This is a genomic window from Streptomyces sp. NRRL S-340 (assembly GCF_000720185.1).
Classification (GTDB): Bacteria; Actinomycetota; Actinomycetes; order Streptomycetales; family Streptomycetaceae; genus Streptomyces.
In genome coordinates, this window is record NZ_JOIY01000007.1 from 92793 (window position 1) to 110758 (window position 17966).

The 17966-nt window shown below is 67.7% G+C and carries 18 protein-coding genes and 1 tRNA gene; 7 read left to right on the forward strand and 12 right to left on the reverse strand.

Going from position 1 to position 17966, the window contains the following annotated elements:
- Positions 1-15: 15 nt before the first annotated feature.
- Genes IG64_RS06875 through IG64_RS06885 form a run of 3 tightly spaced genes read right to left on the reverse strand, consistent with a single transcriptional unit; the run spans position 16 to position 1620 of the window.
- A complete protein-coding gene (locus tag IG64_RS06875; protein WP_037853135.1) occupies positions 16-864 on the reverse strand; it encodes a helix-turn-helix domain-containing protein in 849 nt (282 codons plus the stop codon).
- Between the two features lie 14 nt (positions 865-878).
- A complete protein-coding gene (locus tag IG64_RS06880; protein ID WP_030347679.1) occupies positions 879-1394 on the reverse strand; it encodes a DUF6879 family protein in 516 nt (171 codons plus the stop codon).
- On the reverse strand, positions 1366-1620 hold the full coding sequence (locus IG64_RS06885) for a hypothetical protein (protein WP_030347680.1): 255 nt from the start codon (positions 1618-1620) through the stop codon (positions 1366-1368). Before IG64_RS06885 ends, IG64_RS06880 begins: the two co-directional genes overlap by 29 nt.
- An 801-nt stretch (positions 1621-2421) precedes the next feature.
- Between IG64_RS06885 and IG64_RS06895 the strand changes: the two genes are divergently transcribed.
- Positions 2422-2646 carry a hypothetical protein gene (locus tag IG64_RS06895; protein WP_030347682.1) on the forward strand — a complete coding sequence of 75 codons (225 nt, stop codon included), beginning with the start codon at positions 2422-2424 and terminating at the stop codon, positions 2644-2646.
- Between the two features lie 86 nt (positions 2647-2732).
- On the forward strand, positions 2733-3218 hold the full coding sequence (locus IG64_RS38410) for a hypothetical protein (RefSeq protein ID WP_078883834.1): 486 nt from the start codon (positions 2733-2735) through the stop codon (positions 3216-3218).
- Positions 3219-3271: 53 nt separating this feature from the next.
- Here the strand turns inward: IG64_RS38410 and IG64_RS06900 are convergent, their stop codons facing one another.
- The 5 genes from IG64_RS06900 to IG64_RS38415 all read right to left on the reverse strand — a co-directional run bounded on the left by IG64_RS06900 (position 3272) and on the right by IG64_RS38415 (position 7557).
- Positions 3272-4678 carry a DUF3987 domain-containing protein gene (locus tag IG64_RS06900; protein WP_037853139.1) on the reverse strand — a complete coding sequence of 469 codons (1407 nt, stop codon included), beginning with the start codon at positions 4676-4678 and terminating at the stop codon, positions 3272-3274.
- Between the two features lie 88 nt (positions 4679-4766).
- Positions 4767-5501 (reverse strand): Lsr2 dimerization domain-containing protein, encoded by a 735-nt coding sequence (locus tag IG64_RS06905; protein ID WP_037853142.1) that lies wholly within the window; start codon positions 5499-5501, stop codon positions 4767-4769.
- Positions 5502-5999: 498 nt separating this feature from the next.
- Positions 6000-6908 (reverse strand): hypothetical protein, encoded by a 909-nt coding sequence (locus tag IG64_RS06910; protein WP_030347686.1) that lies wholly within the window; start codon positions 6906-6908, stop codon positions 6000-6002.
- Positions 6909-6922: 14 nt separating this feature from the next.
- Positions 6923-7267, reverse strand: coding sequence for a hypothetical protein (locus IG64_RS41055; protein WP_158771486.1), 345 nt, complete (start codon positions 7265-7267; stop codon positions 6923-6925).
- Positions 7268-7296: 29 nt separating this feature from the next.
- A complete protein-coding gene (locus IG64_RS38415) occupies positions 7297-7557 on the reverse strand; it encodes a helix-turn-helix transcriptional regulator (RefSeq protein ID WP_324609560.1) in 261 nt (86 codons plus the stop codon).
- A gap of 277 nt (positions 7558-7834) precedes the next feature.
- Here IG64_RS38415 and IG64_RS06920 point away from each other — a divergent pair, with 277 nt between their 5' ends.
- Complete coding sequence (locus IG64_RS06920; protein WP_037853147.1) at positions 7835-8221, forward strand: STAS domain-containing protein; 387 nt, start codon at positions 7835-7837, stop codon at positions 8219-8221.
- Between the two features lie 188 nt (positions 8222-8409).
- On the opposite strand, the gene IG64_RS06925 is transcribed toward IG64_RS06920, so the two are convergent.
- Positions 8410-8973, reverse strand: coding sequence for a hypothetical protein (locus IG64_RS06925; RefSeq protein ID WP_158771488.1), 564 nt, complete (start codon positions 8971-8973; stop codon positions 8410-8412).
- 118 nt (positions 8974-9091) lie between these two features.
- Positions 9092-10822: a recombinase family protein gene (locus tag IG64_RS06930; protein ID WP_037853156.1), complete on the reverse strand. Its 1731-nt coding sequence runs from the start codon at positions 10820-10822 to the stop codon at positions 9092-9094.
- A gap of 518 nt (positions 10823-11340) precedes the next feature.
- On the opposite strand from IG64_RS06930, the gene IG64_RS06935 reads away from it, so the two are divergent.
- The 3 genes from IG64_RS06935 to IG64_RS06940 all read left to right on the forward strand — a co-directional run bounded on the left by IG64_RS06935 (position 11341) and on the right by IG64_RS06940 (position 12660).
- Positions 11341-11715, forward strand: coding sequence for a hypothetical protein (locus IG64_RS06935; RefSeq protein WP_037853157.1), 375 nt, complete (start codon positions 11341-11343; stop codon positions 11713-11715).
- Between the two features lie 143 nt (positions 11716-11858).
- Positions 11859-12596: a bifunctional DNA primase/polymerase gene (locus IG64_RS37875; RefSeq protein WP_078883836.1), complete on the forward strand. Its 738-nt coding sequence runs from the start codon at positions 11859-11861 to the stop codon at positions 12594-12596.
- Positions 12587-12660: transfer RNA gene (locus IG64_RS06940), tRNA-Lys, on the forward strand. The genes IG64_RS37875 and IG64_RS06940 overlap by 10 nt, the downstream gene beginning before the upstream one ends.
- A gap of 96 nt (positions 12661-12756) precedes the next feature.
- Here IG64_RS06940 and IG64_RS06945 read toward each other — a convergent pair.
- Complete coding sequence (locus IG64_RS06945) at positions 12757-14094, reverse strand: M6 family metalloprotease domain-containing protein (RefSeq protein ID WP_037853169.1); 1338 nt, start codon at positions 14092-14094, stop codon at positions 12757-12759.
- A gap of 474 nt (positions 14095-14568) precedes the next feature.
- On the opposite strand from IG64_RS06945, the gene IG64_RS06950 reads away from it, so the two are divergent.
- Positions 14569-16665: a putative bifunctional diguanylate cyclase/phosphodiesterase gene (locus IG64_RS06950; protein ID WP_420709885.1), complete on the forward strand. Its 2097-nt coding sequence runs from the start codon at positions 14569-14571 to the stop codon at positions 16663-16665.
- 89 nt (positions 16666-16754) lie between these two features.
- On the opposite strand, the gene IG64_RS06955 is transcribed toward IG64_RS06950, so the two are convergent.
- Positions 16755-17843, reverse strand: a complete 1089-nt coding sequence (locus IG64_RS06955) for an LLM class flavin-dependent oxidoreductase (RefSeq protein WP_037853175.1) — start codon at positions 17841-17843, stop codon at positions 16755-16757.
- Between the last annotated feature and the right edge of the window lie 123 nt (positions 17844-17966).

Sequence of the window (17966 nt, forward strand, 5' to 3'; positions counted from 1 at the left end):
GTGACGCGCAGGCGGTCAGTCCAGGGACGCCAGCGCACCGGCTATGAGAGCACGTGCAGCCGCTCCCCTCACGGCTTCCTGTGACAGCCGTTCAAAGGCTCGGCCGTACAGCTCCACCTGGCTGGGCTGCGTAAGGGTGGCGGCAGCGTCCAGGGTGTCCGCGTGCACCCTGGCGTCGTCGAAGATCGTGAAGGTGGGCATGGGCCACACCGCTCGTTGAGCCGAGAACGGGATGAGCCCCACGGCAACGTTCTGGAGATCCATGACCCCGAGCAGGTGTCCAAGCTGTGCCGCCATCGTCTCCGCGCTGCACAGCCGGTACCGCAACACCGATTCCTCCAGCACGAACGAGAACCGGCGTGCGCCGTTGCCGAGCACCTCGTTACGCCTCATACGGGCCGCCACGGCATCGCTCACGTCGTCCGGAGTCCCACGGAAGTGTGCGATGGAGGACAGCAGGGCGGCAGCGTATCCGGGTGTCTGAAGGAAACCGGGGATCACGTCGGAGACGTAGACCCTGAATATCTTCGTTTGTTGGTACAGATCCCCAGTGGACTCCTGCAAACGACGGAGACCGCTTCGCTGGAGTCGCCTCCACTGCACATGAGCATCTGCGGACTGTCGGTTGGCTGCGATCAGGTCGGGAGCTTGGTCATCAGCGGCGCAGGCTCGGCACCAGGCTTTGATGTCCGCGTCGGAGGGAGGGGTTTTGGCGTTCTCGATCCGGGATGACTTCGACTCTGACCAGCCGCACCTGACGGCCAGCTCCCGCCCGCTGATCCCCGCGTCCTTCCGGATCTCACGCAGACGGCCGGCCAGTTCTTCACGGGCCTTCTGAACGCGTGAGGAGGGGTGCGGGGGCATGGAGCTGGCTTTCGTCAGATCTCGTACAGGTGGTGCGGGATCGCTCGCTCCCAGACCGCCTCGAAGGCGGCGGAGCACAGCTTCACGGCTTCCGGGTCCGCCGTGATCTCGTCTTCCACCACCACTCCATCACCTGAGAAGTGGTGCACCCGCAGCAGGGTGCCATCGAAGAGCCAGAAGTCATTGCCCGGCAGGGCGATAGTCGTAGCCCGTCGCCGTGGCAACCACCGCACTTCCTCGCCCGCCGTGACGTTGGCGCGGGTGACGTAGTGCTCCCAGCGGATGTAGTCCGATACAGGCTCGGAGACCACCCGGGCCCGGCGGATCACCACTCCCCGGGTCACGGTGTCCGCGATCAGTTGGTCGTACGGATGCCACCAGGATGCGCGGTCCTCCCAGTCGATCCGCTCGCCCCGCTGCCATGCCTCGAACCGGTCGGTCGGGGCGTACGAGTCACGCAGCTCCAGGTGCACGGCGGACCGCTCGCACTGGCCAAGCAGCTCAGCGAAGCTGGGCACGCTCGACGGCATCACACGCCTCCCTGATCATCGGGATCATCCGAGCCGGAATCCTGACGATGGCTTCACTGTCAGGTACCGAGCCGTTCGCGGGGCTACTCGCCTCGCACTCCGCCTGAGTCTCGGTGCTGGGCTTCCACCCCTGCAACAAGATCTCCTGAGCTTCTGCGTCTGCCCACACGGTGGGGCAGTGGTCCCGGTCCGTGTCGGGGTCGATTCCGATGAACTCTACGGCCATGACTAGCTCCCTGGTCTAGGCGCTTGCTCGGGCTTGCATCAGCTTCGTTGAACTGCGGAGACACCGTCAATAGGGCGACTGGTCAAGCCAATTGGCGTGCAAGCTCGTGCAAGTTTGTGGAGCCCGACACTCGCCGGTTCCTACCGTCGCCACATCGATGCGGAACCGATCGGGAGGGTGCGGTGCGATGGGCGAGAGCAAGGCACAGGACACCGAAGCGGCTGATCGTCTGGGCAGCAGTGAGGCCCGACAGTTCCTCTCCCGCCTCTCCGGAGCATTCGGCGTAAACGGAGTGCTCATGGTGCAGAAGAGCGATCCTGGCCCCGAAGGGGCCGATATGGCTCCCAGTTCGGCCCTGCACTGGCCCCGGTGCGAGTGCGGGAGCCCGAAGTGCCCTGACTACAAGGCCCCGCCGACTAGGCCGACAGAGGGACTACGCACCAGAGTTTCTGAGGTCAACGCGCGGAGCCGTAGGGGTGGGCTGTGAGCATCAGAGCCGCCATGCGGTACGTGATGCACCGGATCACCGAGCACCCCGACACAGACGTGACATTCGAGGCCGAGTGCCTGCATTGCGGCTGGAAGGCCACCCCCGCCGATGACTCGGCACCCGTCGACGTTGAGTGCATGAGCCACACGGGCCGGTCTGGCCACGCCGGTTTCCGACGCATCCGGACATCGTTCGCGATGGTGGTTCGCGCCGAGTAAGCCCCCACCACAGCGGTGGAAAACCCGAACTCCCGCCCGGTACGGGTGGCGACGGCCAACAAGGCCGTGATCAGTTAGCAGGAAGGTGCAGTGATGCAGAACGGAACCGACCTGTACGCGCTCGACATCAGCGGGGCCTCGTTCGTCCAGGCGTGCGGCGGCCCCTGCTCGGAGGGGTGCGTGACCCTGGCCCAGATCGGCGACGGTCTCTGGGCGCTCGGTGACAGCAAGCGGCCGGAGGCGCAGCCGCTGCGGTTCACCACGGAGGAGCTGAGCGCGGCCGGTATCGACCCGGCGCGCTTCGGCCTGAACGTCTGATCCTCCCCCCCTCCCGCCAGTCGGGCCGGGTCCATCCCCCGTCCCGGGGTCCGGCCCGGCTGGCACCACTCGAACGGGAACGACTGGTGCACCACCACGGCTACCTATGGACCGGACCGAAAGAGCGCTTCGACAATGAGGCTCTACGGCGTCCCCCACATCCTCAGCCTCCACCGGCTCCGGTGTCCGATGAGGACGTGAAGGCAGAGCAGCTACTCAAGCGCTACCGGGAAGTGGTGGCCGAGTTCCCGACATCCGATCTGCCGCCGATCGAAACGGCGTACTGGCTCATCAAGCCCCGTTCCTTAGTTCGTGGCACCTGGGACGAGCCCAAGGAAGCGGCAGCATGGATCGGCGAACGGCTGACCGAGTACGCGCCCCGGTTCGCATCGGAGAGGGACCGAGACACCACGCGTCTGGCCCGACTGGTGAGCGTTGCTGCTGAGCAACTGCACTCGGGTACGGATGTGTCCTACGGCTTCTATCTGGAGCGCCCCTCGTATCTGTCTCTGGCAGTGGTGACGTGCTCCCCGAATCGCTCGAACCCTGAACTGGCCTGCCCAGTGGCCTAGTCGAAGTAACAAAGAAGCCCCGGCCAAAAACGGCCGGGGCTTTCATCGGTTCGTTAGAGCAGCGCGAGGAACGGATTTGTGTCCCCGAGCGGTTCCGACCGCTTCGGTTCGGGCGCAGGCTTCGGGGCCTGCTTGGGTGTCTGGCGGTAAGTGTCCAGACGGACGACCCGGGCGCGGTTCTGCTCACACTCCGCGCTTGCCGGCCGCGCCTCTGCGTGACCGGAAGTGCTCCCATTCTGCTCACCCTCCGCGCTGGCCGGCTGCGGCACAGAGTCACCAGAACTGTCCCCGCGGAGCGTGAAAACGGTGGCCGGTCGGCCGGTCCTCCCGGACCGTTCCACGGTCACGACGATGCCGGGCAGTTCCTTGACCTCTGCTGCGGTCGCTCCCACGTACGGGAGCACCTGGGAGGAGGTGGCCCGACCGCCGTGCATCTCGATCCGGGCCCGCACCTTGTCCTCAAGGGTGAGCGGCTGCCGCTTCACCTTGGGGGAGGTCGCTCCCTTGGTTATGCGGACGGCGTCCTGCACCGACCGGCGGACCAAGCTGAAGGCGGCAGACAGCATGTCTTCCGTGATCGTCTCCGAGCACTCGGACGCTGCCAGGCAGGCCGCGACTCTGAGCGTCTGCTCTGCCGTCCGCTCGATGAACACTGCCTGTCCTTCGGGCAGGGTCTCACCCAGGATGCGGGCGTACCGGCGAACCAGCCGCCACAGCGGACGGGTGTCTTCTGCAAGCGTGATCACGCGCGGTCGGGCAGTGGCCCAGCCGTAGGCGTCGGACAGGTCCCGCCCATCCACTTCCGGCAGGCTCACCCGATCGTCATCCAGCAGCGGCACCGACCCCAGCAGAAAGGGGAGGATGCGGTTGTAGGAGCCTCCGGCCGCTTCCGACTCACCGACGTACTTGGACCAGTCAGAGGGCGTGACGTGACAGTGCAGGACCATTGCCGGGTCGCGTACTTCCTGCGCCTCATCCTTGGTCGTGTTCCGCAGCGTCGCACCGTCCCATGCAGTCCGCAGCTTGGTCGTGAACGATGCATCCCGCTTCACCCGGCGGAGCACTTCCGACCACTCTTCTTCGACTACCAGAGTGCGCACGTCACGTCCGTGCTCGGTCTCGGCCGTCGCTTCCTGCTGCTCCCACAGGTGGTTCACCATGCTCGCCCCGGACGTGATGCCGGACGTGGTGTGCGTGGCCAGGAAGCGGCCCAGAGCCTTGTCCAGAACGTGATGAGCGGCCCGGAGCGCGGTTCCTTTACCGCGCCCCGTACCGGCCACCAGAGCGGACCACAGCAGCACGGGCCGGGGACCACGGGAGGACACCTTTACCGAGCCACCGATAGCGGCCGACCACATCGACAGGGCGGCCACATACACCCCCAAGGGGTCCGCTTCAACAAACGGGGCGATCCTGCGGACTGCGCGACCGATAGGGCCGTACAGAACGGGCGTGCTCATGCTGCCTCAATCTCGAACAACGTTGGTTGGTTAGCCTTTGGCCGGGGAGGCCGGGCGTACTCGACGCCCGGCACAGCGGGGGCGGCGGTCAGGCCGCTGCCGCTTTTCCCTCCGATGCGTCCCGGTGCTCCCAGGCGTGACGCACGTGCATCGGGATACGGCCCTTGGTAGGTACGGTGAAGCCGTTCTCTCGCGCCCACGCTCGTACGGCATGGTTGCGCTCCCGCTCGCTCATCCCGGAGCGGTCGACCTTGGCAGGCTCCGGAAGTGGGTCACCACCGATCAACGCACCGGAGCGGACAGCCGACCTGAAGCGTCCGGGTTCACGCACGTCCATCACAGGGATGCCGCGCTCGGAAGCGTCCCGCAGCTTGGTGGCGTTCCGCTCGCCACCCTCCCCCAGGATCAGCAGGACCGTGCTGTCACCGGCACGGCCAACCACGTCATAGCCCAGGTTGCGCACCGCTTCCCGTGCGTCTTCCCAGTCGTATCCCGGAACCTCACCAGCGATCATCACGGACGGCAGCGACTCAGGGTCGGACTCGGACTCCACAACGGGAGCCGCTTCCGGCTCCGGTTCCGGAGCCGGAACAGCTTCAACGACCGACACGGACTCACCCTCAGTCTGTACGGCCTCTCGCTCAGAGGGCGCGCCCAAAGCGTCACAGAGGTACCTGCCGAACGAAACATCGTGTTCAAGGCACAGGTGCCAGGTGTCCTTACCCAGTGTCAGCGATGAAGTGGCCTCAACCTCAGAACCATCACGCGCAATGTGCGCATCGCAAAAGGTGTACTCAACCGGCACAAGCACCGTCTTACGCATAGCGCTGCATTCCTTCGTTAGTACGGAAGTCTGAGTGAGGGTCCGGAGCGTTGCTCTACGGCTTCCCCGCTTGACCACCATTCTTCCGCACCCCTATCACGGAATGGTAACTAACGAATAACTGAAGCATTACTCAAATGTTTATGAATACCGGGGGTAATGTCAATTTAGATAAGGAAAGGACCCACCGGGGGTGCTGTCCTTCTTGCGTGTACGGGTTTCAAATCTTCGCAGCTCATCGATTTCCAGGACCAGGGGACCCGAATGACCTCAGATTGACTCCAATAAGGGGCGCTTCGGGAGCTAAAGAGGCGAAAATGAGAGAGGTCCGTCACATTTTTGGCGGGTGGTGTCCCAGAAAACAGAAATGGACACCAGTTGCGCATCCTGACTCTTGGTTCTCGTCACAGCGAGTCGACGGCCGGCGCGCCTCTCGGTCGACTGAGCGTGAGAGGAACGGGCCCCTGCTGGGTGCAAGGGCCCGAACCAACCCTGTTACTAGGCAGTGGGCCAGGTGACAGCAGCCTTGACGATTCCCTTGGTGGGCTTGGACTCATCGAAGGTGCTATCGGCCTTCTTGGTGTCCAGCTCTGGATAACGCACGATCTTGCCGCCGTACAGGTGGAGAGTGTCGATGTAGTCAGCGCGGTACTTCTCCGACTGCCCCTCGCGGAAGCCGGTGAACTGGCTGGCATAGGTGGCAAACTCCGAGTGACCCGCCACGATGTCCACACCGGCGGGCATGGCGGTGGTCGTCAGGATGGTGAAGCCAGCAAGCCGAGCAACAACACCGTTGGCAGTCACGCCGCCCTCGCCATACGCAGCAGCGTTAGCGACCGAGGGGTGTTCGATGAGGTACCGCTTCACGCGCGGCGAGACGACCACGTAACGGCCCGCCGGGATGTCACTGGAGTCCAGCTCCAGCATCATGTCCAGGATCGCGCTGTAGAGGCTCTGAGGGATGTTGTCAGCGGTCGGCACAACGACAGGAAGCGCCGTCGCCCCGTTGGCGATGATGTTGCCCATGAACGAGTCAGCCTCACGAGCCAGGGCCCGGATCATCTGCTGATTGATGGGCGAGTCCAGGCCACCGGCAAGCTGAACCCGTTCCGCATCTTCGACCAAAACCTGTAGATACTTCGCCTCAGTAATAGTGAGCTTCTGATCCACGGTTTCCGGCCGCTGGGCCGTCATTCCGTCAGCGATCGTGTAATCGCCCACGGTGGGCCGAAGAAGGCTGTTGATGTGGACCACATCGCCCTTCTGCCGGATCTCCCCTTCGTACTTGTTGTTGGACACGAACGGAGACGCCCAGACAAGAAGTGGGTCAAACTGCGTGAGAAGTTCCGCATCCCAAATCTCAGGGATGAAAGTGGTAGTGCCGGGCTGCTGATAGGCAAGGCTCATAGAGGTACTCCTAGTTATCGCTTACGAACGTCGAGAGAAACGCGGCGGGGCTCAGGAAGAGGGCCGCCACCGCGGTTTGGGCCGGAGCCGACAAGATGAGGGAAGGCCGGGTCCTTGGGTTTGAAAGGCGCAAGGGCCTTGTCCATGGCCTCGGCTGAAGGCTTGCCGTCTTCACCAAGCAGCTTGGAACCATCCAGGTATTCGGTGAATCCATCCGGGAGAGTGATTCCGGCCTGGGCGGCGTAGCCCTTAAGTTCAGCCCGTGCCAGCTTCCCGGAATACTCCCGCTCGACTTCGGCTCGGACCGAAGGGGAAGGGTCGGCCGGCATGGCCTGGGGGGTCGGTTGTGCGTCGCTCATTGCGACACCTCCTAACTAAGAATTCGGGTTTAGGCAGCCCGGTTACTCTTTGTCTCACTCATGAGTGAGGACAGTGGGATACGGAGATGCCTGGCGGCTAGTGCAAGAGTGCGAAGACTCGGACACGTCTCACCGGACTCCCAGCGGCGCACTGTGGACGGGGCTACGCGCATTCGCTCAGCCAGGGCCTCTACGGAAAGCCCTAGAGCCGCACGGCGGGCAGCGAAGAAATGACGATCAAACATTGATGACTCCATTCCAGTCATGCAGGAATGCGCGACAACAGGCATAAAGAAAACCCCGGCCAAGTCGGCCGGGGTCGATCAAGTCCCGTGAGATGGGCTCTCACTATTGATGTATGTGTCCTGTCGCGCGAATCTGCCCCCACGAGGGGGAAGTGAGACGGACACCATAGGAAACCTGCTCTCACTACAGATGTCGGTGTCAAAGCGTCCCGGCTGGGACAGCACCATCAGTGAATGAGACGCATGTCACGAGTGTGTGAACAGTTGCGGGAGGGCAAGAGACCTCTCGTCGCGCCGTGTCCCGTCAGGCATACTGCTACCCATGAGTCAAGGTGAGAGGCATGGTGAGCAGGCAGAGCCGCAGCTCAGCGGGGCCGCTCCCGCGTCCGCTGGCGTTGTTCAGTACGAGCTGAACGGAGCGTGGGTAGTCGTCGCTCACGGGGACTACGACATGAACACGATCACCCCCCTCGCCGATGCGCTGGAGACCGCCGCGCGAAAGCACTCGATTGTGGTGCTGGACGTCGCCGGGGTTACCTTCGGAGACTCGACATTCTTGAATCTACTGCTTCGCGTTCATTCACAGACCAGTCTTCGGCTCGTTGCTCCCGCACCGCAGTTTCAACGGGTGCTTGAGATTACCGAAGCAGATTCCGTCCTAGATGTACGCGCCTCCCTGGAAGACGCTTCCATGGCCGAGAATCCCTAGGTGTCGTTGGCAACCAGTTGCCTAACTCCACTTGCCTTGGCTCACTCAGGACCCCAAAGGTCCTGAACTGAACAGGAAATGAGAGAGGGCCCCGGCAGAGGGGCCCCTACTCACTACTACCTACGCTCTATGAGCTACGTACTACCCACTACTAACTAAGTCCCTGGTTCAACGGGAAAATGAGCACGCTAGACGCCAAGGGCAGCTCGACAGACCACCGGGCCCCAGGGTGGCGCCGCGCTGAACGGGTCGGTGGGATCAGGGCAGTCTCCTCCCGGGTGAACTGGGCAGACCTCGACGCTTCCCGTCTCGGAGGGTTCAGCCGGCCGTGACGCTCCGTTTTTCGGCGCTGCCTTCTTCCTGGGCTTGCTCGGCATGGTGTCGGCCACGGTGATGACCTCGTCGTCCACGGAGTTCGCCAGCGCAGGGTAGGCGTCCTCGGCGTCCAGCAGCACCAGGGGCACTGACAAACGCAGCTTCGCCGCTCGCCCCTGCTTGCCCTGCTGGGTGAAGAACCCGAGCCGCGTCAGCACGTCCCGGCACCTCTTCCCAGGGTGGTCGTTCGTGTTGTAGCCCAGCTCATCCGCGATCGTCGTATCCCCGGTGAACATCAGGCCGGTCCGGCCGTTCGTATGCCGGAGCTGGGCCAGGGCCCACAGCAGATGTTCACGCCCGAACTCGGGTGCCTCTCGGGCCAGTAGGCCACCCGGTCCGAAGGCATCGAACAGGGCTCGGGTCCACTCGGTCTTCACGTCATGGGTCGCAGCAACCAGGCGGCGGGGCCACGGAGTCTCAGTCATTCGCACTTCCTAAACAAAGGGGAGGACCCCGGAACAAGCCCGGGGTCCTGGGAGGGGTCAGGCGGGATGGCTACGGCTCGGGGTCGAAGTCATCCCTGTACTTCTCCTGCTTCAGTTCCTCCAGATCGGTCAGTTGGTGAAGCTGATCAGCGAGCAAGCTACAGAAAGCCGCGTGAGCGCCCCGCTCGTACTCTTCGCCCTCGCTCGACGCCCAGTTGCCTTGCAGAGCGCCACTCGCCCGCTCTTGCAGATCCTTCGGGGTGATGAGGCCGATGGACAGGCCAGCCCTGGGGCTACCTACGAGGAAGATCCGGAAACCGGCCTTGCGGAGGAACGGGCCTCGCTCCTTCCAGTCGGCCATCTGCTGCCACTTGGCGCGGTAGGTCTGGCCGGTGCTCGTCTCTTCCCAGCGGCCTGGGACGAAGGGCTCTTCCTGAAGCGTTGCGAGGTTCGTAGCGTGGCGCTCAAGCGTCGCCGTGAGCGCCGTGACAGCGGCGGCGGAAGAAGCCTGGGCGATGGCCTGGGAGAGGTTCTCCATGGCCGCTTCCAGTTCCTTGATCTGCTGCCTGTTGTCCTTGCCGGGCACGTACGAGCGCTCCGTTATGTACTCGTCTCCCAGCTTGGAGAGGAACGCTTCCTCTACGGCCTGGTAGATCTCATCCTGGTGCCACGACGTGGAGAACTGGCAAGCGTCACCGTTGGACCAAGAGGCGCAGCGGAAGTACTTGTGCTTCTTCGTGTCCCCCGTGCTCAGCTTCACCAGGGAGCTGTTTTCGTACATCTTCATGCCGCACGGGCAGTACAAGACTCCCGTCATGGGCGAGGCGTTCGACTTGATGCCCGCCCTGTACTTGCCCAGATCGGTGACGGCGATCTGTAGCTTGTCGAACTCTTCGTCCGTCAGGATCGGGTCAGCCCATCGCACGGGCAATCCGTCCCTGAGCAGCGGCTCACCCTTGTGCATTGCCACGCCCTTGAGCGTGGGCTTCTTCAGGATCTTGCCGAGGGTGGACGTGCTCCACTTGGTGCCCTTGATGTGCGTCTTGACGCCCGCCTTGCTCTCCTGGGCGTTGATGCTCCGCTGGTAGTCCTGAGAGGTCAGAACTCCGCGCGGGCAGTCACACTGCGGCGTCTCGCTGCCCTGGTCGACGCATTCCGCGACGTGCCGGGGACGGGAGTTCCAGTCGGTGCAGAGCTGACCCATGGACCATCCCTGCTCCGCGATTCGCTCGTACGCCTCACGGACGAGAGGACCGGTCACCGGGTCAATCACGAGCTTGAAGCGTTGCTTGCCGTGGTGATCCACCAAGACAGGCCGGTAGCCAAAGGGCCAGGTGCCGCCGCCCCACAGGCTCGCGTCACGGTAGTACTGCGTCTGATTCCGACGCTTCCTCACGATCGCTTCGCGGTACTCCTGTGCCTGGGTCGCCTTGATGTAGGCGATCATCCGGCCCGTGGGCGTGTGGATGTCCAGGCTCGGATCATCGAGACAGACGATTTCCTTGCCGCCCTTGTGGCAACGCTCCGCGAACCTGTCCCAGTGGTGCTGATCCCGGGTGATCCGGTCCAGCGACGTAACCATGATCGCGTCCCACTCGTGCCAGAGCGGGTCCTTCATCCATCGGCCGAGCTTCGGCCGGTCGTCCAGGTTGACCGCGCCGGACACACAGACATCCTCGACCTCTCCAGCCACGGTGAACCGGGCTTCCTCGGTCGCGCGGTCCAACTCCTCCCCCTGGCGGAGCAGGGCGGAGCTGTCCTCGGTGTCACGGCTGATACGCCGCACCTTGAGGACTCGCATACCGGGCAAGAGACGTGCACTGGACATAGCCTCACCTTCCGTTACCGGAGCCCTGGGGTCCAAATTTGGTGATCTTGTTTTCCCAGGGCTGGGAGGCCAACCACGCCGTCCTCGCCCGCTTGCACGAACACCGGATCTCCTGGCGGCCCTGACCCGGGACCCGGCCCCCGACACCGAGACGCCCGGCCGGCCGCGTGCCCGACGACGCCCGCGACCATCCGGCGGGGACCCGGCGCCGACTGCCACCCCCCCCTCCCCGCCGGAGGCGGGCGACCGGCACAGCCCGGACGGCCGCCGGGAAACCGGCCCCGCCCTCCTCGCCCGCCCGTACGGACACCGGATCTCCTGGCGGCCCTGACCCGGGACCCGGGGGCGCGCGGGAACATCCCGCGGGCGCGCGGGCTTGAGAAGGTCCGGGGATGGGCAGGGACCGCCCGGCCCCTTGCGCATGCGCGAGACAATGGACGGTGGCCTTCCAGAGGAGGGCGCCACCGGAAACCGTACGAGGAGGACGAGACATGGCGGAGCCCACGCCGCGTCGGAACGAACCGCGGCTACGCCCCGCGCCCCTGCTCTTCGAGCCCGCCGCGGCCGCCGCCGACCCCGAGCACTTCTTCGACCTGGAGTCGATCGACGATCCGCGGGCGCTGCTGGAGCGCGCGACCGAGCTGACGCTGGCGTTCCGCGCGGCGGCCGACCGCGCCGTGGAGTTCCAGGCGGTCGCCGCGGCCCAGCTCGCCGACCCGCGCCGCTTCGACCGGCTGAGCGCGGCGGACATCGCCGAGCGGGCGGAGTGGACCGAGGACTACGCCAAGAAGATGGTCGAGTTCGGACGGGACCTGCTGCGCGGCGCCGAGGGCAGCGCGCACGCCAACCCCGCCGACCCCGTCTGACCGCCCAGGCTCCCCGCGGCCCCCTTCGCTCACTACCTGCTGGCATATGCCAGCGGGGCAAGATACTCCCTTCGGCCCTTTCGTGTCCCGATTTCCCGCAACCGTGTGGAAGCGGGCCCTGACGGTCGGTAGACGTAACAGTCATGAGCCGTACAGGGACACGCCCTTCCCCCGCCCACCCCGAACTCGCGACCGGCAGCCGGTGCGCCCCTGCGGGGGCCGGCACCCCCGCGGGCACCCCCGTCGGCGCCTCCGACGTCACGGCGCTCACGGGTATCACCGACATCACGGGTGTCACCAAGGTGACCGGTGTCACCGCGGACGGCGCCGCATGGCTCGCCTCCGCCGGGACGTACCCCCGCAGCACGCTCGCCCACTGGCGCGAGCGCCCCGACGCACCGGTCGTGCTGCCCTGCGGCTCGGTCTTCGACGTGGTCAACGTGCCCGCGGTCTTCGGCCGCCGCATGCTGGACCGGCTCTGGGAGGACGGGCCCGGTTCGGGACCGGTCGCCGTCCACCGGGGGCGGATGCTGCTGTTCGCCTCGCCGGGCACCGCGCACCGGCTGCCCTCGCTGCTGGAGTGGGAGGAGTGGGGCTCCCGGGGCCGGAAGGACGGCGGCGGCCGCACCGGCGGCGTGCCACCGCTGCTGTGCCACGGCAACGGCGACGCCGTGACCGTCCCGGCGCCCGTCGGCTCCAGCGCCGCCGTGCGCTCCGCCTCCCGCTGGCTGGTCGCGCCGGACACCCGTCACCCGTGGCTGCCGGGCCCCGAGATCCTGGTGTGGGCGGCCGTACGGGCGGCGCGGTCGGCCGTACGGATTTCGATTTTTCCTCCCGCCGATCAGGATGCTAATGTCTACGACGTCAGCAGGCGCCGCTAGCTCAGTTGGTTAGAGCAGCTGACTCTTAATCAGCGGGTCCGGGGTTCGAGTCCCTGGCGGCGCACGATGACGAAGGCGATACGGGTTCGCGAGAGCGAGCACGTATCGCCTTCCTCGTTCTCCCCCGGCCCCGGTGCGGCCACCGCCTTCGCCCCGCTCCTCAGCCCGGTGTGATCCTCACGGTGTACGCCCCCGAGGCCGTGCGGTCCTCGACCTCCACCCGGACACCGTCTCCCGGCACGGTGTAGCTCTCCCCCACGTCGACGGGCGCGTCGGCGAGCGGCGGGTAGACGGAGCTGTCCGCGCAGGCGCTGGTGTGCGGATGGGCGTCGAGCACCCGTACGGCTCCGCCCCCGGACTCGGCGTCACCGCGCACCCGGTACACCAGCACCCCCGGCCGGCACCCGGTGACGTCGTTGCCCACCGGGGCCCGCGCCTCCACGGCCAGCACCTGGTCGCTCCCGGTCCGCACCACCGCGAGCTTCGTCCCGCCGCCCAGCCCGAACAGCGGAGCCCCGGCCGCGCCCGAGTCGGCCTCCCCCGGCCCCGGCGCCTCCGTGCCGGGCGGCCCCGCCTCGACGGGCTCCAGCGTCAGCCGGGTCGGCCCGCTGCCGCGCACGCAGGTCACCTGCCGGGGGTCGAGCCAGCCGAGCTTCCACTTGTGCCAGGCCAACAGGTCGGGCGAGAGCGCGAACTGGCTGCCCATCAGGTCCCAGTCGCCGACGTACGTGTCCCAGTCGCCCTTGTCGTCGGCCGGCCGGTGGTACAGGTCCGGCAGGTCGAAGACGTGCCCCGTCTCGTGGGCGAGCACCAGCCGGTCCGGCGGGTGCCGTTCGAACACCGTGACCACCCGCCGGATGTCCGTACCGTCGGCCCGCAGCGGGGTGTTCAGGTTGATGACCTTCGTGGCGTCGGAGTCGACGCCGGGCGCGTCCGGGTCGGCCACGAGGTAGACGATGTCGTAGCGCGAGAAGTCGACCTCCGGGTCCGCGACGGCGACCGCGTCCCGCAGGTAGGCCGCGCGGTCCTCGGCGTCCCAGTCGCGGTGCATGGCGTACGCCGTGGACGGCCGCGGCATGCGGATCCAGTGCCGCAGCGGATGCGGGCGCAGCGTGAACTTGCCGTAGGAGGCCTGGCGGTAGAACCGGCTGGTGGCCGGGAAGTGGTCGGCGGCCAGTTCGGCCGGGGTGGCGAGCGGGGCGGAGTCGGGGAAGGACAGGAAGACCATCACGGCGTCGAGCGTCCTGGCCGGACGGACGTAGGAGGGGTTCCAGGTGTCGACGCCCTCGGAGTGGTGGGCGTCGGTCCTGCGGAGCGCGCAGGGTGCGGTCGAGAAGGGCTCGGCGACCGAGGGACCGCTCAGGATCGAGGTGGCGGCGACCGCCGAGAGGGTGGTGAACACCGCGGCGGTGCTCCGCAGTCGGGGGCGGGTGCGCGCACGGCTCAGCGCCTGGAAAGCGTCACGGCCGAGCGCTTTCAGGGGGAGCTGACGCGGCACAGGGACCTCCGGGTGCGGTTCGCGGGGACACCGAACCCAGCCTGTGGGAGTTTGGAGGAGTACGCCCTGTTTGTCTGCACCGGAAGGGTGATCGCAAGGGTGACCGGACGCACACGAGGCCTGCGTTCACGGCCTGCGGAGCCGTGGCGCCGCACCGTCCCCACGGGAGCGGCACCCCCAGCCCGCTCACGGAACGTCACAAGTGGTCGCGCCCCTGAAGAACCCGTCCAGGTGTGGGCAGAAACGATCTGGCAGGAGGGGCGCACGCCGGGCGGAAACGGTGAACGGCTGGAAGGGGCACCGCGCCAGCCTCTATGATCGGCACACTTTCCTGGCACTTTCCTGCGCGGACACGGGCCGGGCGGCCGTTCCCCTTCGGCCGGCCACCCGACGAGACCGATACGAAGACCGAGTGCACTGCGGGAGCGAGCGGTGAGCGGAACGTCCGAAGGGCCGACGCCCACGGCAGACTGCATGCAGCCGAAAGTCACACAGAGTGATCTAACGACGGCTGCGGGTGCCGAACCGCCCGTGGTCGGCGTCGGCGAGTGTGCCGCCACGGAACCAGCGTCGGGACACACCTGCGAGCACGCCCCGGAGCGTGCGCCGGTGCTCAGCCCGGTCCGCGGCCCGGAGCCCGGATTCACCCCAATGGCGGAACCCGGGTCCTCGCCGCCGTACTTCACCGGCACGGTCCACTCCCCGGCGGCTTCCCCCGCCGCCCCCGCCCCGGCTTCCGGCTCCGCCCCGGTCCCACAGCCCTTCCGGTCGGTCTTCGACGCCGCCCCGCTCGCGATGGCGGTCCTCGACCGGGAGGGCCTGGTCGTCAGCGCGAACGACACCTTCGGCGTGCTGGTCGGCGCGTCCCCGGAGGAACTCGCCGGGCAGGTGGCCGCCGACCTGGTCGGCCTCGCTTCCGACGCCCGCACCTGGCAGGCCTACCGCGAGGTGCTGCGGGGCCGGCAGGCGCGGCTGCGCTGCACCCGCCGCCTCAAGCAGCCCGACGGCCGCTCGCTGTGGGCCCAGGTCACGGTCGCGCCCCTGCCGCCGGAGAATTCCGCCGGACACGCGGACACCCACGAACCGGCGCCCGATGCCCCCCGCGGACTCGCGCCCCACGCCCCCGGCGCCCTGCTCCTGTCCGTCGCCGATGTCAGCGCTCGCCGCGAACTCCAGGCCCGGCTCAGGCACTTGCGGATGCACGACCCGGTGACCCGGCTGCCCAACCGCACCCTGTTCTTCGAGCGGCTGTCGGCCGCCCTGGAGGCGGAGGCGTACGAGCGCGGCGGAACCGGCCGGATCGGCCTGTGCTACCTGGATCTGGACGGGTTCAAGGCGGTCAACGACACGCTGGGGCACCGGGTCGGCGACCGGCTGCTCGCGGCGGTGGCGCGGCGGCTGACCGGCTGCGCGGACGAGGCCGGTCACGGGCGCGGCAGCACGCCGCTGGTGGCCCGGCTCGGCGGGGACGAGTTCGCGCTGCTCGTGGAGGACTCCACCGGGACCGAACAACTGGCCGACCTGGCCGAGTCGGCGCTTACCGCCCTCCAGGCGCCGTTCGAGATCTCCGGCCGGCGGCTGTCGGTGTCGGCGTCGATCGGCGTGGTCGAACGGCAGGCGGCGGGGACGTCGGCCACCGCCCTGATGCAGGCGGCCGATACGACCCTGTACTGGGCGAAGGCGGACGGCAGGGCCCGCTGGACCCTGTTCGACCCGGAGCGCAACGCGCACCGCATGACCCGCCAGGCGCTCGTGTCCACGCTGCGCGCGGCCGTGGAGCGGGGCGAGTTCACGCTGGAGTACCAGCCGCTGGTCGCCATGGAGGACGGGCGGCTGCGCGGGGTGGAGGCACTGGTCCGCTGGCGGCACCCGCAGTTCGGCGTCCTGACGCCGAATCGGTTCATCACACTGGCGGAGGAGGACGGCTCGATCGTGCCGCTGGGCCGCTGGATCCTGGCCACCGCCTGCCGCCAGGCCCGCCGCTGGCAGCTCGACCACCCGGACGAGCCGCCGATCTTCGTCAGCGTCAACGTCGCGGTCCGCCAGGTGTGGGACTCGGACCTGGTCGAGGACGTCGCCCAGGTGCTGGCGGAGACGGGACTGGCGCCGGGTCTGCTGCAACTGGAGCTGACCGAGTCCGCGGTGATGGGCTCGGCGGGACGGCCGCTGGAAGCGCTGCGGGCGCTGAGCGACATGGGCGTGCACATCGCCATCGACGACTTCGGCACCGGCTACTCCAACCTCGCCTACCTCAGCCGGCTGCCGGTGTCGGTCCTGAAGCTGGACGGCTCGTTCGTCCGGGGCTTCCAGTACGGGCAGCCGTGCGAGGGGGCGGCCCAGGAGACGGGCCAGGCGCCGAGCCCCGCGGACGAGGTGATCGTCGAGGCGATGATCCAGCTCGCCCACCGGCTGGGGCTCACCGTCACCGCCGAGTGCGTGGAGACCTCCGACCAGGCCAGCCGGCTGCGCCGCATCGGCTGCGACACCGGGCAGGGCTGGCTGTACTCCCGCCCGGTGTCACCGGACCGCATCTCCGAACTGCTGGACGGCCACGCCTGCGGGCGCCACTGAGCACTTGCGAGCGCCCCCGGGCCCCCGGGCGCCGTGAGCCTCCGCGCGGACTCCGGTCGCGGCGGGAGCGCGGCGGGCGCCCGCCCCGGCTAGGCGGTGGGCAACCCGTAGGCGTCGGCGATGAGTTCGTAGGACCGGACGCGTACGTCGCCGCTGTGCGCGTTGCTGGTGATCATCAGCTCGTCGGCGCCGGTGCGCTTCTGGAGGTCGTCGAGACCCGAGCGGACCTCGTCGGGCGTGCCGTGGATGACGTTGGCGTTCCAGGAGGCGATGAAGTCCCGCTCCATCGGGCTGAACTCGTACGCCTCCGCCTCCTCGGGCGTGGGGACGAGTCCGGGGCGCCCGGTGCGCAGCCGGACCATGTTGAGCGCGGCGGCCAGGACCTGGCGCCGGGCCTCGCGCTCCTCGTCGGTGGCGAGGGCGGCGACGCCGATGAGGGCGTAGGGGGCGTCCAGGACGGCGCTGGGCCGGAAGGACTCGCGGTAGAGGTCGAGCGCCGGGACCGTGTTCTGCGCGGAGAAGTGGTGGGCGAAGGCGAAGGGCAGGCCGAGCATGCCGGCCAGCCGGGCGCTGAAGCCGGAGGAGCCGAGCAGCCACAGCGGCGGGCGGTGCGGGGACTGGACCCCGCCCGGGGAGGTGGCCTGGACGGGGCCGGGGACGGCGTGGATACGGCGGTAGGGGTGGCCGTCGGGGAAGTCGTCGTCGAGGAAGCGGGTCAGCTCGGCGAGCTGCTGGGGGAAGTCGTCGGCGCCCTCGTTGAGGTGGTCCGTGCGGCGCAGGGCGGCGGCGGTGGCGCCGTCGGTGCCGGGGGCGCGGCCGAGACCGAGGTCGATCCGGCCGGGAGCCATGGCCTCCAGGGTGCCGAACTGCTCGGCGATGACCAGCGGGGCGTGGTTGGGCAGCATGACGCCGCCCGAGCCGAGGCGGATGCGGTCGGTGTGGGCGGCGAGGTGGGCGAGGATCACGGCCGGTGAGGAGGAGGCGACGCCGGGCATGGAGTGGTGCTCGGCGACCCAGTACCGGTGGTAGCCGCGGCGCTCGGCGAGGCGGGACAGCTCGACGCTGGTGCGCAGGGCGTCACCGGCGGTGTGCCCGGCGCCCACCGTCACCAGGTCCAGGACGGAGAGGGGTACGGGTGCGGTGCCGTGTCCCTCGCCTCGGATCTCGTCTGCCGCCACGGGGTGCCTCCTGCTGGTTGGCCGTGCTCGTTCTTCCCGGCGACAACAGGAGACAGTCCCCGTTTATTTCCGCGGCGCTCCTCACATCCTGCTTTGCGTTCCGTACGCCTCCTCTTCCCCGCG